This window comes from Flavobacterium plantiphilum (genome assembly GCF_046000495.1).
Classification (GTDB): Bacteria; Bacteroidota; Bacteroidia; order Flavobacteriales; family Flavobacteriaceae; genus Flavobacterium; species Flavobacterium plantiphilum.
The window spans coordinates 417,697-435,060 of the sequence record NZ_JBELQA010000003.1 but is presented as its reverse complement, the minus strand read 5'-3'; the positions used below and the strand labels follow the sequence as shown (position 1 = coordinate 435,060).

Annotated in this window: 12 protein-coding genes and 1 riboswitch; of the genes, 3 read left to right on the top strand and 9 right to left on the bottom strand. The window is 35.2% G+C overall.

Going from position 1 to position 17,364, the window contains the following annotated elements; genetic code table 11:
* The first annotated feature begins 41 nt into the window (after positions 1 to 41).
* Positions 42 to 277: riboswitch (cobalamin riboswitch) on the top strand.
* Positions 278 to 372: 95 nt separating this feature from the next.
* Genes ABS764_RS07220 through ABS764_RS07210 form a run of 3 tightly spaced genes read left to right on the top strand, consistent with a single transcriptional unit; the run spans position 373 to position 4,720 of the window.
* Complete coding sequence (locus tag ABS764_RS07220; RefSeq protein ID WP_408081121.1) at positions 373 to 2,412, top strand: TonB-dependent receptor plug domain-containing protein; 2,040 nt, start codon at positions 373 to 375, stop codon at positions 2,410 to 2,412.
* A gap of 17 nt (positions 2,413 to 2,429) precedes the next feature.
* On the top strand, positions 2,430 to 3,584 hold the full coding sequence (locus ABS764_RS07215; protein ID WP_408081120.1) for a DUF5074 domain-containing protein: 1,155 nt from the start codon (positions 2,430 to 2,432) through the stop codon (positions 3,582 to 3,584).
* Between the two features lie 17 nt (positions 3,585 to 3,601).
* Positions 3,602 to 4,720, top strand: a complete 1,119-nt coding sequence (locus ABS764_RS07210) for a PKD-like domain-containing protein (RefSeq protein ID WP_408081119.1) — start codon at positions 3,602 to 3,604, stop codon at positions 4,718 to 4,720.
* A gap of 97 nt (positions 4,721 to 4,817) precedes the next feature.
* Here the strand turns inward: ABS764_RS07210 and ABS764_RS07205 are convergent, their stop codons facing one another.
* The 9 genes from ABS764_RS07205 to ABS764_RS07165 all read right to left on the bottom strand — a co-directional run bounded on the left by ABS764_RS07205 (position 4,818) and on the right by ABS764_RS07165 (position 17,186).
* Entirely contained in the window at positions 4,818 to 5,801 is a 984-nt protein-coding gene (locus ABS764_RS07205) for a pectinesterase family protein (RefSeq protein ID WP_408081118.1), read from the bottom strand.
* Positions 5,802 to 5,825: 24 nt separating this feature from the next.
* Positions 5,826 to 6,809 (bottom strand): pectinesterase family protein, encoded by a 984-nt coding sequence (locus tag ABS764_RS07200; RefSeq protein WP_408081117.1) that lies wholly within the window; start codon positions 6,807 to 6,809, stop codon positions 5,826 to 5,828.
* An 11-nt stretch (positions 6,810 to 6,820) separates the two neighbouring features.
* Positions 6,821 to 7,642: a rhamnogalacturonan acetylesterase gene (locus ABS764_RS07195; protein ID WP_408081116.1), complete on the bottom strand. Its 822-nt coding sequence runs from the start codon at positions 7,640 to 7,642 to the stop codon at positions 6,821 to 6,823.
* 24 nt (positions 7,643 to 7,666) lie between these two features.
* A complete protein-coding gene (locus ABS764_RS07190; protein ID WP_408081115.1) occupies positions 7,667 to 8,911 on the bottom strand; it encodes a glycoside hydrolase family 88/105 protein in 1,245 nt (414 codons plus the stop codon).
* Between the two features lie 27 nt (positions 8,912 to 8,938).
* Entirely contained in the window at positions 8,939 to 9,940 is a 1,002-nt protein-coding gene (locus ABS764_RS07185) for an alpha/beta hydrolase fold domain-containing protein (RefSeq protein ID WP_408081114.1), read from the bottom strand.
* A 315-nt stretch (positions 9,941 to 10,255) separates the two neighbouring features.
* Positions 10,256 to 11,863 (bottom strand): RagB/SusD family nutrient uptake outer membrane protein, encoded by a 1,608-nt coding sequence (locus ABS764_RS07180; protein ID WP_408081113.1) that lies wholly within the window; start codon positions 11,861 to 11,863, stop codon positions 10,256 to 10,258.
* Positions 11,864 to 11,867: 4 nt separating this feature from the next.
* Complete coding sequence (locus ABS764_RS07175) at positions 11,868 to 15,245, bottom strand: SusC/RagA family TonB-linked outer membrane protein (RefSeq protein WP_408081112.1); 3,378 nt, start codon at positions 15,243 to 15,245, stop codon at positions 11,868 to 11,870.
* A gap of 99 nt (positions 15,246 to 15,344) precedes the next feature.
* The gene (locus ABS764_RS07170) at positions 15,345 to 16,496 is read right to left on the bottom strand and encodes a FecR family protein (protein WP_408081111.1); all 1,152 of its coding nucleotides are present in this window, start codon (positions 16,494 to 16,496) and stop codon (positions 15,345 to 15,347) included.
* A 105-nt stretch (positions 16,497 to 16,601) separates the two neighbouring features.
* Positions 16,602 to 17,186 carry an RNA polymerase sigma factor gene (locus ABS764_RS07165; RefSeq protein WP_408081110.1) on the bottom strand — a complete coding sequence of 195 codons (585 nt, stop codon included), beginning with the start codon at positions 17,184 to 17,186 and terminating at the stop codon, positions 16,602 to 16,604.
* Between the last annotated feature and the right edge of the window lie 178 nt (positions 17,187 to 17,364).

Below are 17,364 nucleotides of genomic sequence, written 5' to 3'. Positions count from 1 at the left end.
CTTTTTTTTTAAAAGAACTCTTTAACCCCAAAAAGTTTGACTACTTTTGCACCCGCAATGGTTTGGCTCTGTTTTTCGACAGTGTCAACTAAGAGGGAATCAGGTGTAAATCCTGAACAAGCCCGTTACTGTAAGTTCCATGCAACATTTTGACAGATTTCACGAAAATGAATTTTTCTGAAAATCAAACTTTTTGCCACTGTCTCGTTTCAACGAGATGGGAAGGCGGATCAAAATGGGAACAAGTCAGGAGACCTGCCACTGCATATCAACTGAAGCTTTCGCGGACCAGAGCTTTCAACACAAATAATCAAAGTAGCATTTGATTTACAATTTTTCCGAAACTACTATTTTTTAGTAAAATAGATTTATATGCCTCTATGTAAGCTTAGATTATATGGTGGGTTTGTCTTGCTCGTATGGATTTTATTCACAAGTTCTCTATACGCACAGGCTAAGCTGACTGTACACCTAAAAGAAAAGGACTCTTTAAAACCACAACATCTGAGTGAGGTGATTGTGCCTTCAGGCAAGCGGGAATTTAAAGTAGCATCGCCAATGCCTGTACAAATTTTATCAGGCAAGCAACTGGAAAAACTCAACAGTTTATCGGTTGCCGATGCGATTCGTTATTTTTCAGGAGTTCAACTAAAAGACTATGGTGGAATTGGCGGACTCAAAACCATTAATGTACGAAGTCTGGGAAGTGCACATACCGCAGTTTTCTATGACGGTATGAGCATCAGCAATGCACAAAATGGTCAGGTTGATTTGGGTAAATATTCTTTGGACAACATTGAAGCCATTGAATTATACAACGGACAAAAGTCAACTATTTTTCAGCCGGCACGGGGATTTTTTGCTTCCAACACACTTTATTTACGAACTAAAACACCTGAATTTAGTGCCGATAAAAACATCAAAATCCGAACTAATTTAAAGACAGGTTCTTTTGGACTTTTTAACCCTTCGTTACTCTACCAACAAAAATTATCCGAAAAATTTGCTCTAACTGCCAGCACAGATTGGACAAAAGCCGATGGCAAATACAAATACCGCTACCAAAAAAAGAATGGCTACGATACCACAGCGGTTCGTCAAAATGGAGATATTGAAGCTTTTAGAGGTGAATTGACATTACATGCTCAATTGAACCCATCCATCAAAGGTTCGCTAAAAGCCTATTTTTATAATTCGGAACGTGGATTGCCCGGTGCTATAGTGGCCAATAATTATGAGCATTTTCAGCGACAATGGGACCGGAATTTTTTTGTTCATGGAACGATTCAGAGTTCATTTGATAAGAAATTCGAATTGCTTGTCAATCTGAAATACAGCAAAGATTACAGCCGCTACATGGATCCGGATTATAAAACACTGGAAGGCGCATTAGATAATAAGTATTATCAGAATGAATTTTATACTTCTGTTGCCACACTTTACACCATTAATTCCTGGTGGAAAACTTCTTTGGCTGCAGATTTTTCGATAAATACCCTGGAAGCTAATTTATACCGTTTCCCGTATCCTGCCCGTTATTCGTATTTAGGTGCATTATCCAGCGAAATGAACTGGAATCGACTGGACATCCAAGTCAATCTTCTGGGAACTTATGTTGACGAACAGGTGAAATATTTTCAGCAAGGAGACAGCCAAAGAATTTTTTGTCCCGTTTTATCGGCTTCTTTCCAACCTTCAAATAACAAAAATTTCCGAATTAGAGCTTTTTATAAAGAATCTTTTCGATTGCCTACTTTTAATGATTTGTACTATACATTCATTGGTAACAGCTCATTAAAACCGGAATTCACCACACAATATGATTTTGGAAGCACTTACATTATTGAGCCTAAGAAGTTTTTACAATCGGCTTCCTTTCAGACAGATGTCTATTATAACAGGGTAAAAGACAAGATCATCGCCATTCCATCTACTAATCTTTTTAGATGGACGATGGTTAATCTGGGAGAAGTGGATATAAGGGGAGCAGAAATAAACAGCAATTTTGTTTTCAAACTTCCGTCGCAAGTCTTTTTAGACTTAGGCTTGAGTTACACCTGGCAAAGAGCAATTGATATTACCCCAAACAGCAGTACCTACAAAAATCAAATTCCCTATACTCCTATAAACAGCGGCACTTTAACGGCTGCTATTAATTGGAAAAACTGGCAAATAAATTATAGTTTCATGTACACAGGCGAGCGCTATAGCCAAAAAGCAAATATCGCTGTAAACTACGTGCAACCTTGGTACACCAGTGACATGGCCGTAATTTGGAATGGTAAACTAGCGCATCTTCCTGTAAAAATGGGTGTAGAAGTCAACAATTTTTTCAATCAATATTATGACGTAGTACTCAATTTCCCCATGCCCGGAAGAAACTACCGACTGAATCTGTCTCTAAATTTTTAAATAAATTCCTATTACAAATGAAAAAAAATCTCAATTTTTATTATTTATTCACTTTGTTGGTATTTCTTTTTCAAGGATGCCAAACAGATGATGCTATTATCCCGGAAGACAACATAGCATTACCTCCTGAAACGATTACTTCTGTTGAAGGATTTTATCTTCTTAACGAAGGAAATATGAGCATGAACAAAGCTTCATTAGATTATTATGACTACGAAACAGGAAATTACAGACGAAACATTTATTCACAAGCTAACCCGGAAGCTACTTTAGGTTTAGGTGACGTAGGAAATGATATAGGTGTTTATGGTTCAAAAGTATATGCCGTAATCAATAACTCAAACAAAATAGAAGTTATGGATGTCAAAACTACCAAACGTATAAAAGTGATTGAGGTAAAAAACTGTCGCTATATCACATTTTCCAATGGAAAAGCCTATGCCAGTGCCTATGATGGTGAAGCCCAATTGGGTGATAATTCACCAAACGGATTTGTTGCCGAGATTGACACTACATCACTAAGCATTACCAGAACGGTAAAAGTGGGACGCCAACCCGAAGAGATGGCTGTAGTAGACAATAAACTTTATGTTGCCAATTCAGGTGGATACAGTCCTCCGAATTATGAAAGAACAATCTCAGTAATTGACCTAAACAGTTTTACTAAAACAAAAGATATTGATGTTGCTATCAATTTACACCGTCTTAAAGCCGATGAAGATGGTGATTTATATGTAAGTTCCCGTGGCGATTATTATGAAACTCCTTCTCAATTATATGTTATCGATACTAAAACAGATCAGATTAAAAAAGTATTTGATATTGCCTGTTCCAATCTATCTATTGCTGGAAATAAAGCGTATGTCATTGGATCTGAATTCAGTTATACCACTTTCGACTACATTATTAATTATTCTGTAATCGATATAAAAACGGAAACCCTGCTTAACGAATCATTCCTGCCTAAGACTATCAGAGATGCAATTAAAACGCCATATGGAATTGCTGTAGATCCTGTTTCACTAAATGTGTATATCACTGATGCCGGAGATTATGTTTCTCCCGGAAAACTCTACTGCATAGATAAAGAAGGTAATACCAAATTCACAGTTACTACCGGAGACATTCCTGCACATATTGCTTTTAAATTCAAAACAACAATTAAACAATAACCTTTACAATGAAAAAAATGAAAAAAAATCTATTTGCTCTTTCTTTAGCAATCTTATCACTAACGGGATGTTCTGATGACGAAATAAGTTCTCCTGAAATCCAAATTCAGGAACCTGAAAATGGTTTTACTTTAGACAAAATGCAATGGCTTCGCATTCAGCCCGAAATTAAAAACACCAATAACGCTACATTTATATGGTCATTAGACGGAGAAGAAATAGCTGCAACAGCTAATTTAAACTATGTTTTTGCAGAAGCAGGAACACACAGTCTTGAATTAAAAGCAAAAAATGATGGTGGCGAAAACACTAAAACCTTTACAGTAACTGTTAACGAAAAAACGTATTTGAATAAAATCACTCAGGTATTTGACTTTTTACCAGCACCAGGACAATCAGTCAATAAACTTCCGGCAGCCACAGACAAAGACACAGATGAAACGATGCGTGTAAAGGCTGAAACTGCTTTAAAAGCAGGAAATATGATAAGTCTTGGTGGTTTTGGCGGTTATGTTACATTTGGTTTTGACCATACTGTAATCAATAAAGAAGGAAATGATTTCATTGTAAACGGAAACGCACTTACTACATGGGCAGAACCGGGAACTATCATGGTTTCTTATGATGCTAATGGCAATGGAAAAGCCGATGACGAATGGTATGAAATTGCAGGTTCTGAATACAATAAGGAAACGACCCTTAAAAATTATGAAATGACGTATTACAAACCTGAAGTAGAAACTAAAGCGAGCCTTGCCGAGTATATTCGGTGGACGGATAACAAAGGACAAACAGGTTATATTTCTAAAAATGCTTTCAATACGCAAGCATATTATCCACTGTGGAAAGGAGAAAGCATCACGTTTAAAGGTACTTTCTTAAAATCTAATATTGCAGGTAGTGGTAATAGTTGGTCTAATCTTCCTTATGAATGGGGTTATAGCGACAACTGGGCAAACACTAATGAAAAAGCACAAATTAACATCGACTGGGCTGTAGATAAAGATGGTAAAGCGGTGAAATTACAGGGAATCGATTTTGTGAAAGTGTACACTTCCAACCGTGCTGAAGGCGGATGGCTGGGAGAAGTTTCTACCGAAGTATCCGGTTTTACAGATTTGAATCTTGTAAATTAGTACTGATGTAGTTTATTCTCATTTTATTAGCCAGAAAAACAGCCGCAAGAATAATTTCCTGCGGCTGTTTTTAGTTTAAAATATAAAATTCAGAAAATTACAAATCATACCATTCCTTTTCTGTTGATTTAGAGTTGTTTCCTAAAATATTCTTCAGTGTATATTTTGCTGCTTCCGATTTAGTTAACTGATGTGTCCACGGAGCTCTCTGCTTTGGTTTAAAACCTTCGCCTTTATTTTCGTATTCGGCAAAATAAGCCGTTTTTTCATTCTCAGGATTCCCCCAGTTATCCCATCCTTCGGCAGCTATGCGATTGGGTAATTCACAATTTATAAATACTGATTTTCCCCAGGCTCTCCACGGACGCCCCAGATGCATTTTGGTTACTTCATCAGCTAAAGTAACTTTACAGTCTAAAAAAACAAACCCAAAATCCTTGTCTTTAGGTGTGTTGGGAGCCGTAATATAGGAATTAGACTTACAGTGAATCACGCAATTTTTAAAAACAGCCGTTGCAGGTCCAAAAATAAAATCGGTAGTTCCCTCAATATAACAATCTGTAAAAAACTGTCTGGCATATTCTCCTCCGTTGTAAATAGTATCCTGATTTCCCAGAAACTTACAATTTTTAAAAACCGCTTTATCAGCATCAACAAACAAAGCAACCGCCTGACCTACTCTTCCTGCAGCATTCTCAAAAGTAATATTCTCCGCTTTGAACCGGTTTCCGCTAATTTTTACGGTATACGAATCAAAAGTTCCCATTTTTCCCCTGCCGGAATAATCGTTAAAACTGATGATGGTTTTATCTACGCTTTCCCCAATAAAAGTTACATCAGTATTAATGGCCTGTAGTTCTACTTTTTCATTATAAGTACCGTTTTTAATATACAAAGTTATCGGTGCCAAAGGAAAAACCCGCATCGCATTGATAGCATCCTGAATGTATTTATAATCACCACTTCCGTCTTTAGCAACAACAAAATTATATTTGTATTTCTCAGGATTCGATGTTTGCGCCATCACAAAAGAAGCACTACTAAAGAAACACAACAGGAGTACAAGAGCTGTTTTTTTCATAAAACTATTTTCTGATATTAAAATTTAATTTGGATTCCAATCCTTAAATATGGTTTGAATAGTATAGTCATTTGCAAATTGTTCTGCTGTCAGCAAATGAGACCAGCTCACACGTGAAGCAGTGTTGCCTCCCGGACCTGTTGACAAATACTCCGCGTAAAAAGTAGTGTTTTCAGCCTCCGGTTTCCCCCAGTTATGCCAGCCTTCCGGTTTGATATGTCCGGCCATTTCGCATTTAACAAATACTGTTTTAGCAAAATTTCTCCAGGGACGACCTAAATAATAGCTGTCATTTTCTGAATTTGTAGTCAGTTTACAATTCAAAAATACAAAACCATATTCACGATTTTCGGGAGTACTTGCCGCAGTGACATAAGCCCCTCCCGGCTTTGCAAAAATCTCACACTGATCAAAAACTGCAGTGGAAGCCCCAAAAATGAAGTCAGTTGTTCCCTCTATGTAACAATTTTTATAATACTGTCTGCTAGTGGTACTTCGCGGATACAAGGTATCCTGAAACCCCATAAATTTACAGTTATCAAAAATGATTCTATCTCCGTCAACTCTAACCGCTACGGCCTGACCCACTGGTCCTGCTGCATTCTCGAAAGTAATATTTTTAGCTTTAAAATCATTTGCTGTAACAATAAAACTAGACGATCCTGATGTTCCTATATTTTCTCCCGCACTATTTTTTTTGGATGCAAAATCATCATAAGTAATAATAACGCTATCCTTATCTTCTCCTATAAAAGTGATGTTATTCTTGTTTTCCGGGATTTCCAGCTTCTCTTTATAGGTACCATTTTTAATCAAAATTTTTGTTTCGGTTGTTTTCAAAAAAGGAACAGCATCAATAACTTCCTGAATCGTTTTAAAATTACCACTTCCGTCTTTTGCAACCACAAAATCATATTTGTCTTTTTTTGAATTTGCTGTTTGCGCAATAAACAATTGTGTTGCAAATAGCAAAATCATTATAAAAGCTAGTCTGATTGTATTTTTCATGGAGTACTTTATTAATTTTTAATTGCAGCATTTAATTCTTTCATTCCTTCAAAAACAAGCCGGGCGACTTCTATTGCTCCCTTAGTTTGAAAATGAGTGTTGTCTTTTTGACCTTCCGGGTAGGCTTCATATTTTCCGGCTGGTAAATTCATAAAATAATTTTCAGCTGAAAAAGTTTCTCCTTTTTGGGTAAAAAAGTCCATTGATTTTCTATTTAAATCAATTAGCATCACATTTAATTCTTTCGCCACATCTTTTGCCGCCTGATCGTACAGTCCATGCACATTTTGCAATTTCCCATCTACCCATGGATAATTTCTGGCTACCGGCGTTAAGATAATGGGTACAGCACCTTTAGATCTGGTTTGGTTAACAAACAATCTTAAAAATTCTTTGTAGCCTTCTATTGGCACATATCTTTCAGTCATGGTTTCAGCGGCATCATTATGTCCAAATTGCATCAGAACCAGATCATCTTTTTTAAGATTTTCATATACTGCACGCCATCTTCCTTCCTGAAAAAAAGTTCGCGTACTGCGTCCGCCTCTTGCTCTGTCATCTACAAAAGCACTATCGGTTTTAATAAGTTGATTCACTTTCTGTAAACTGTCTTTTACCAGGTATCGCTGAAAAACCTGTCCCCAACCCGTAACAGGATATCTGGTTTTCATATAATCTTTGCCCGGATCATAATTATTAGCATAATCTGCCATAGTGGAATCGCCAATTAAGTAAACAATCGTTTTTTGTTCCGAATCGTTTTCTCCAATACTATTAAATGCCATGATTAAAAATACTATTAGAATCAGGCAAAGTTCTTTTAAAATTTTCATGATTTTAGTTGGTTAATTTGATAGTTATTTATTCAGTTCCAAACTCGCCAGAATAAAAGCCCCTGTCCCTTTTGGATCATTAGATCTGATTTTTTCGCCAATGTAATATTCGTAAGACCCATCTCTGTATGGATTTCCACCCAAACCGGCCACAGCGCAACATTTGTTCAAGTTTACTACTCCATTTTCCTCAACACTAACTAAATTATTTATAAGGCCATCAAATCCTTTATTGGCATTTTTTAAATATTTATTGGATATATATCCTTTATGAGCTCCTTTAGCTATAGTGTATGTAAACATCGCACTACCGGTAGCTTCCAAGTAATTTCCTTCTCGGCTCCCCTGATCTAAAACCTGCCACCATAAACCTGATGAATCCTGAACCTTAACCACAGCCTCAACATATTGATTTAAATATTTAATCAGTCTTTCTCGTCCCTGATGATTTTTAGGTAAAAAATCCAAAACTTCTACTAAAGCCATTCCGTACCATCCCATTCCTCTTGACCAGAAATGCTGGGATGTTCCTGTTTCTTTATTTGCCCAACGCTGTTCTTTGCTCTCATCCCAACCATGATATAATAATCCTGTTTTGGGATCACGGCTGTGTTTTTGAATTAAATCAAACTGATGCACCACATCATCGTAAATCTTTATAGCTTTAGCAGCATCTTTTTCATATTCTTTTGCATAACGGGCATGAAATGGTTCTGCCATATATAAACCATCCAGCCACATTTGGAACGGATAAATCTTTTTATGCCAATAGCCACCATCAGACGTTTTAGGCTGAGATTCCATTTGCTTATTTAAAGTTGTCATCGCTTTAAAAAAACGTTCTTCTTTTGTTTTTGGATACAAATAAAGCAACACATCTCCTGATTTTATCATATCCAGATTATGATCTTCTAAATTGTATGTTTTTATGTCACCCGATTTATCAATCATCGCATCAGCGTAAGCATAGATGTAATCATACACCTTTTGATTTTTAGTTTTTTCATATACCTGAGCACAAGCACCTAAAACTAATCCATTAGTATAACCCCATCTTGGTACTGAAGCAAAATCTAACTTTGTTGCCTCAGGAAAACGATGCATTTCTGAAAGCACCATTCTTTCTGACCATTTCAGGTTTTCAGGAACAATTTTTTCAGCTGATTTTTTGTTAGTGGAATTATTAAATCCGTTTTTACAAGCTACCAGAGATAAACCAATGGTCATTAAGGAAACAAAAGCAATTTTAGGACTTTTAATTAGCGCCATCATATTCTATTTTTAAATGTTATTATTTTATTTTTTCGACTGCTTATCAAAAACTTTAAATAAAAAATCATTGATATAATTAGCCGTTGAATCAATCCAGGGTTCAAACAGCCAAAATGTATGCAATTGGATATCAAATTTATGAACTTCGGTATATATTCCCCAATCTTTCATCATCCCCACTAATTCATCCTGTCCGGCATGAAATCTTGGAAAACCACTATTGACAAACAAAATGGGACAGGATTTTTCATTGGCCCAGAAAATAGGTGAAGCTTCTTTCCAAATTTCCGGTTTTTCATAAAAAGAACCTCCTAGCCATTGTATATCAGCCGATTCTGGTGTTCTGTTCAAATTAAGAGACCGTGGTGCCATAAAATCGACCACCCCATCCAAATCTATGATAGCCTGTATATCACTTAAAAAACCTGAATTTCCCTGATTCCCTTCCATTTTTTCCACTCCGTTTGTCAATCCGGTCAGCAAAGCCAACTGTCCACCCGCCGAGCAACCTGAAATCGCTATTTTATCAGGATCAATCCCGTATTTATCTGCATTGGCACGAGTCCATCGCACTGCCGATTTTATATTAAAAACCGCTGCGGGATATTTGGCTTCCTGCAACAATTGGTATTCTACACAGATGGTTACAATTCCTTTAGCTGCTAATTTCTGAGCCAAGGGTACTTGTAATATTTTATCTCCTGCTCTCCACCCTCCGCCGTGAACCATAATTAATGCGGGATATTTCCCTTTTTTCTTTGGCGAAAAAACATCAAGATGTAAATCCCGGTCTCCGAAAGGAGTGTTTTTTAAGGTAGTATAGATTATATTTCTGTTTTCTTTTATATTTTCCGGCAAAGAATCTTTAGCGGGTTTTATCTGCGGAAATTTTTTCAGGTATTTTTTATACTCGTTTTTTACGGTGAAAGTAGTATCTTTTGGAATCTGAATTGGTTTCTGTTGCGCATTTGCATAAAAAGAAACGAAAAGAGTTCCTAAAAGTATATTTCGAAAAAACTGTTTCATTATAGTATTATTTTAATTATTAAAAACTTTAGTCAAAAAAGCGTCTGTATATTGAATAGTGGGATTAAACCACGGATCATACAAACAAAATGAATGTGGTGCCCCTTCAAATTCATGAACTTCAGAATAAATGCAAGAGAGCAAACAAATTATCTATAGCACTTAAATTAAGCCTCTAAAATACAAGTAAAATTATTTATTATCATAAATATTGAAAATATTCAGAAGTAACTGCTAAAAATAATTATACACAAAAAGTCAAAGGCAGATCTTACGACCTGCCTTCGACACCAAACACACTAACCAAAAAACAAATTAATACCCTGGATTCTGTGGATATTCACCATTATCTAGCGATATAACAGCCAGGGGAATAGGGCGTAATATTTTCAATTGTCCGTCAATACCTAAAAACGGATTTGTTCCTCCATCAAAAAGCCCTTTGATATCGGGATTTCTCACCTTAGTGTAATCTATTAATTTTCCTGTTCTTTTTAAATCAAGCCATCTAAATCCCTCACCTGCTAATTCACGAGCTCTTTCATCTAAAATAAAATCAACATCTACATTTCCAACAACTGAAGCACCAGCTCTTTGCCTAACTGTATTTACCCGGGCAATTGCATTTCCCGGATTATTAGATTGCAAATAGGCTTCGGCTGCAATTAAATAAGTCTCGCCTAATCTGGCTAAATAAATATCATGAGTATATTGAACTGAAGGCACAGCTGTTTGAACTCTATCAAATTTTTTCAATGCCGGATAATCTGTTTGATTCAAACCATCCCACCAATGTGGATCCATAGGAGAAATAATTGTATTTGTCCTGTTAACCGGATCGGCAGCTCTCCAATTAGGCACATCCGCAATTTGAGCTGCTGTTCTTGGATAATAATACTCCACTGGTGTTGTTGTTGGATTCAAAATATAGCCTGTGTATGGAGCCGTTTTAATGTTTAAAAAAGTACCTTCAAATCTTGTGTCATTATCATCAAATAGTGTAAACAAATATTCCGTAGGATGTAAAGTATTCTTCTTAATTACTCCATCATTAGCTCCTTGTACCAAAGGTCCCCATGGATAATCCCAATTATGAGAAACTTCCCCTGAATTAGATTTATTATATTGTACAGACCATAAAATTTCTTCGTTTTTGTCATTTTTATATTTGAATAAATCTCCAAAAGCCAAATTAAGTCCTTGTCCGTTTATGGCCTCATCTGCAAGTGTAGCTGCCTTCGTAAAATCGGCCACTCCTTCACCATATGATTCATAACCTCTTGTTAAATAAACCTTGGCTAAAATATGCTGAGCAGCACGCTTTGTAACCCTTCCAAAATTAGACTGGGTAGGTGGTAAATCTACAATAGCTTCTGTCATTTGATTAATAATAAACTGATAAACATCGCTTGCTGAATCTCTTTCAAAATGGGTTATGGGCTGGTTTACCAAATTCTCAACAATTGAAACATCACCAAATTGCTGAACGAGCATAAAATAATAATAAGCTCTAATTGCTTTAACTTCTGCTATTCTGCTTTGTAGTTCAGGAAAATCCTCAGCCTTATCAGCATAATACAATGCAAGATTGGCTATTTGTATGCTTTGATACAAACTTCTAAACAACTTTTCTACATTAGCCTCTCCGGGAGTCAGGGTTTGATAAGATGCTAATCCTAACGGAACTTCAGGATGGGCCGCAAAAAACAAATCGGTACCGGCACAAAAGATATAAGGAGTGGGTTCATAAACATCACGTAAAGTTGCATAAGTTGCATTAACTAAGCCTTCATAACCATCTTTTGTACTATAAAAATTTTCAGCAGTTGTATTTCCTAAGTTTTCTTCATCTAAGTATCCGGAACAACTTACCATTAATAATCCTAAAAAAATTGCATATATCTTTGATTTTATACTCTTCATAATCTTAAAATTTAATATTAACACCTAATTGATAAATAGCATAACCGGTATTTGAAGCATCAACACCATCCATTGATGCACCAGCCCATTCCGGATCAAATCCGTCATATTTAGTAAACGTGAAAGGATTTAATGCATTAATATACAATCGCATGGATGACAATCCTACTTTTGATAAAATCGTCGGACTAAAATTATACCCTAAAGTAATATTTTGAATACGTACAAAAGAAGCGTCTTTATTAAATCCGGGATAGCCGTATTCTTCTGCATCTTCACCCCAGTACTGACCTGAGAATGATGCTTGAGGATAAGTATTGGAAGCTCTGGCAGGTGTTATAGGATTTTCTCTCACATAATAAGGTACATCTAAAATTACCTTACTATTAAAATCAGTGAATTCCTCATGAAACGGACTCAATACATACACTCCCTGTTTAGTAAATACGGTAGCTGAAAGATCCCAATTTTTATACGTAAAAGTAGTCGAAAATGTTCCTATCCAATCCGGATTAGGAGAACCCAGCACTTTCATATCGTTGTCAATATCAATTACTCCGTCTCCATTTAAATCTTTTACTTTTGCAGTTCCTTCCATTGCCTGTTGGTCAGCTGGCGCCAATTCATCTTTTTGCCAAACACCATCAAATACCATCCCGTAAACAACATCTACTGGTTGCCCTATAAACCATCTGTTAGGTACATCGTCTTGCTTTTCTCCATATAAATCAACAATTTTATTATCATTTTTAGAAAAAATAAAATTGGTTTCCCATTTAAAATCACCGGTATCAATATTGACTGTTTTCAGTTGAACTTCCACCCCTTTATTACTGATAGAAGCTACATTATCAAACATTGATGCCCAACCAGTTGGTACTGCCAGTTTTCTATTTAAAATAGTTCCCTTCGAAAGTCTGTCATAAAGATTAATTTCTCCGGAGATTCTATTATTAAAAAAACCAAAATCAGTTCCAAAATTCCATTCTCTTGTGCGTTCCCATGTTAAATTAGTATTTGCTAATTCACTTGGAACAAATCCATTTGCAGTAGTACCATCCCAGTCATAATATTTTTGTTTATTTAATGATGACTGAGTAGCATAAGCCCCAATAGGCCCATAACCACCTGTATAACCATAACTTAAACGCAGTTTCAAGTTATCAATTTCAGACACATTCTGTAAAAATGATTCTTCACTTATTTTCCAGGCAGCAGCAGCCGAAGGAAAAGAAGACCATTTATTACCTTCAGCAAGTCTTGAAGCACCATCCCATCTAATAGTACCGGTTAATAAGTATTTATCTTTATAGGAATAATTCACACGATTAGTGTAGGAAAGTATAGTACTTTTAGTAAATCCGGTCTCAGCATCACGTTGTGGTGCACTTTGAACATTATAAAATGATGAATTAAAAGGAACATCCCTACCATAAGAAAAAGATCTTTCAGTTCTGTCAAAAGTGGCAGATTGAACAAAATCATAGGATATATTGTGATCTCCAAATTGTTTTGTATAATTCACCTGATTGTCCCAAACATATGAAAGTCTGTTATTGGTCCAAAATCTGGCAATTGAAATTGATCTGGTTGCAAATCTATCCTTATACTCACCATCTCTTTGCATCCTCGCATTTGGGGAAAAAGTAGATTTAAAAGTTAAACTTTTTACAGGATTAAATTTTAAATAAAAATTAGAAATAATATTGAACTGCTCTACATTCCATCCGGACTTACCATCGGCAAAAGTGTAAGGACTTACATTACTTGATATTCCATTCATTGGAGACTGTATCACACTTCCATCGGCACTAAAAGCAGGAGCAAAAGTAGGCATTCTGAATAATTGTAATGTATAACCTTGTCTGGACACTAATTCCTGCTGAGAAAATGCCAAATTGATATTGGTTCCAATAGAAAACTTATCATTAACCTTAGCGTCTACACTCGCCTTAAAATTATATTTTTTAAACGATTGTCCAACAGCATTTCCATCATCTCCCTGATAACCAAATCCCACTACATAACTGATATTATCAGTACCTCCATTAGCCGAAATAAAATGATTTTGTTGTGTACTTGTTTTCAAAAAAGAATCCAACCAATTGGTTCCGTTTCTACTTGCAAGATTTTCAGCCCAATAATCACTCCCATCAGGATTAAGAACAGTTGGAAAACCATAAGTTGGCGAATTCACAATTGGAGTTCCCTGAACTAAATCTCTAGCTACCTGTCTGTCTCTTTGCCATAAAACGCTTTCGTCATAACCGTTCAAAAAATCAGGCATATTAACAACCTTTCTTATCCCTACATAACCTGAATAAATAATGGATGGCTTTCTATTCTTTAAACCTTCACCTGATTTAGTCGTTACTATAACTACTCCATTAGACCCCCGAGAACCGTAAATAGCGGTAGAAGAAGCATCTTTAAGTATATCTATCTGTTGAATATCTTGTGGATTTAAAAAATCAATACTCTCTGTAATAATACCATCTACAACAAAAAGAGGTTGTTGCCCTGCAAAAGAGTTAATTCCACGAATCGTAATATCAAATCCTGCACCTACCGAACCTGTTTTTTGTGAAATATTTACTCCTGCCGCATGTGCCTGTAAGGCTTGTACCGGACTTGTGGAACCTACACTATTAAGTTCTTTATTTCCAATTGAAACAACCGAACCTGTTATATCACTCTTTTTAACAGTACCGTATCCTACAACTACTACTTCATTTAAATTTGCGGTCTCCGGTAAAAGCTGAAAATTAATCTCTGACTGATTACCTATTTTTATTTCTTTAGTACCATAGCCTATAAATGAAGCCACTAAAACACTTTCAGCTGATGGTACTTTTATCGCATAGTTACCATCAAAATCAGTTTGTGTAGCAATCTGAGTACCTTTTACAAGAATACTCACTCCCGGAATAGGCTGATTGTTTTCATCGGTTACTTTACCGGATACTCTGGTATCCTGAGCAACTTTTTCAATTGTATTTTGTTTTTCTGGAGTAGGTAAAACTTCCTTTATAATAATATTTTTATTAGCTGTTACTTCAAAACGTAAATTACTGGAAGTCACAATTTGGTTTAATAATTTGGACACTTCAATAGTTCCTTTTTTCAATTGTACTTTTGGAGCATCCTTAAAGAAATCATTCGGATAGATAAAGCTGTAATCGGTTTGCTTTTGTATCATTTTAAAAACCTCTTTCACTGATACTAATTGGTTTTGCTCAACAGCAATTTTCTCCTGCGAGAAAGTGGTTCCGGTGTTGAAACTAAAGACAGTGGTACAGAATAGGATTAAAAAAGTTCTCATCATAATCAATAGCAGCCGTTTTTGAAATACAAAACGACAATTAATAGAATTAATTTTCATAATTTTGTTTGAGTTAATTGGACATTGGTTTAATTAATATAGGGAGAGGGAAATAGTCAGGACACCGCAAAATATCTAAACTATTACCTCTCTTTTCTTTTATTTTAGTATCAAAATTTTATTTTTAAATTCATATTTATTTATAATTCCTGTATTTTTAATTGATTTCAAAATCTCATCAATTTTTCTGTCTTTTATTAAAACACCGTTAAATTGTTCTTTTTTAATGGATTCGTTTTCAAAAACTACTTCAATATCATACCATCTTGACAATACTTTCATAATCTCATCCAGTGGTTTATCTTCAAAACTAAAAACACCATCTTTCCAGCATATTTCGCTGTAGACATCTACCTTAGCAATTTTTACTGTATGGGTGGCAAGATCCAGACTCGCTCGCTGATTTGGGATTAATTTTTGCTTGACAGAACCAAACTGCATTTCGACTTTTCCTTCAACTAATGTTGTCGCAATATTTGAATCGTCTTTGTATGCTTTTATATTGAATTCAGTTCCTATCACATGAACTCGCTGATTTTTTTGTAAAACTGTAAAACCTGCTCCGTTATGTTCTGTACTTGGAGACACATCAAAATAGGCTTCTCCGTAAACTAATTCTACACTTCTGGTTTTACCCTCTTCAAAATGGACTGGAAATTTAAGCCGGGTTTCAGAATTTAACCAAACCTTTGTACCATCTGCAAGAGTAATGGCAAACTGTCCGCCTCGCGGAATAGTCAAGTAATTAAAAGCAGCTTTTGCCGCAGAAGATTTATTATTTTTATACAGCAATTCTTTTCCTGTGCTGTTTACATGTTTATTATTGTAAACTTTTCCTTTTTCTAAAACTACAGTAGAACCATCTTCTAAGGTTAAAGTGGCTTTATCCGTTCCGGTTTCTATCGTATTAGCCACTATTACAGGCTGAGTTTTCCGGGTTTGATTTTCAAATACGGCAGTAAATGTTATAAACAGCATAACGGAAGCTGCAACCACATATCTGAACAGCGGTTTTTTATACAACGGAAGTACTGGGACTACTTTCTTTTTATCAAAATTTAATTCTGATTGGATTTTTTCATAAATTCTTTGTTCTACTTCTTCTTTGGAGCCTAAATAAGCAGGCCAATCTTTGATTTCCTGATTGTTTAAAAAGAAATGTAATAGTTTTTCCAACTCCGTTTTAGTGATAGAACCTTCCTGAAGTTTAGTAAGTAATTCTGAAAAATATTTTTGGGGACCTGAGCTCATTTGTTCGCTTTTTTTTGTATGCTTATAATACTAAGTCTCCAAAAAAACGTTTCACACCTGCTCTATTTGTATTTTTTTTTACTTTTTTTTACACATATTAAATTTTTATCTGAAAAAATATAGGATAAACTCAATACTAACAACCACTCCAAGTGATTCTTTTAAAATTTTAAGTGCCTTAGAAATATGTCCTTCAACTGTACGTTGCGAAATATTTAACTGCTCCGCTATTTCTTTATTAGACAACATACTTTCTCTGCTCAGCTTATAAACCTCCCTGCATTTATCCGGTAAAGAATCTACAATAGTATCAAAATGATGCATTAATTCTTCATGCATTAATTTGGTTTCCGGATTAGAAGATTCAATTTTATTTTCGAAATTATCAAACAACTCATCCTTCAGCATTTTTTTATTTTTATTAAAATGATCATAAACCTTATAAACCGTACTGGTGTACAAATAACTTTTCAAAGAAGCTTTTATCTGTAACTTTTCTCTCCTTTGCCATAATGAAATAAATACTTCCTGAACAATATCTTCACACACGGACTTATCTTTAACAAGGTTATAAGCTGCCAGATACATGATTTCCCAATATTCTTTATAGATAATTGTCAAAGCCCCCTCATCGTTTTCCTGAAGACGCTTCACAAGATCCAGGTCATTGTATTTATTTACAAATGCCATTAAAATATAGTTTAGGGGTTAGTGGGTCAAATCTAAAAATAAATAATCAATTTTCGAATATCTTAAAATTTTAACATAAAAATTTTAGCAAATAAAAAAAAGAATCAAATTATAAACCGAACTATAATATAAAAAAACCTGCTCCATTATTCCAAAATAAAATTCTATTTTCGTAAAC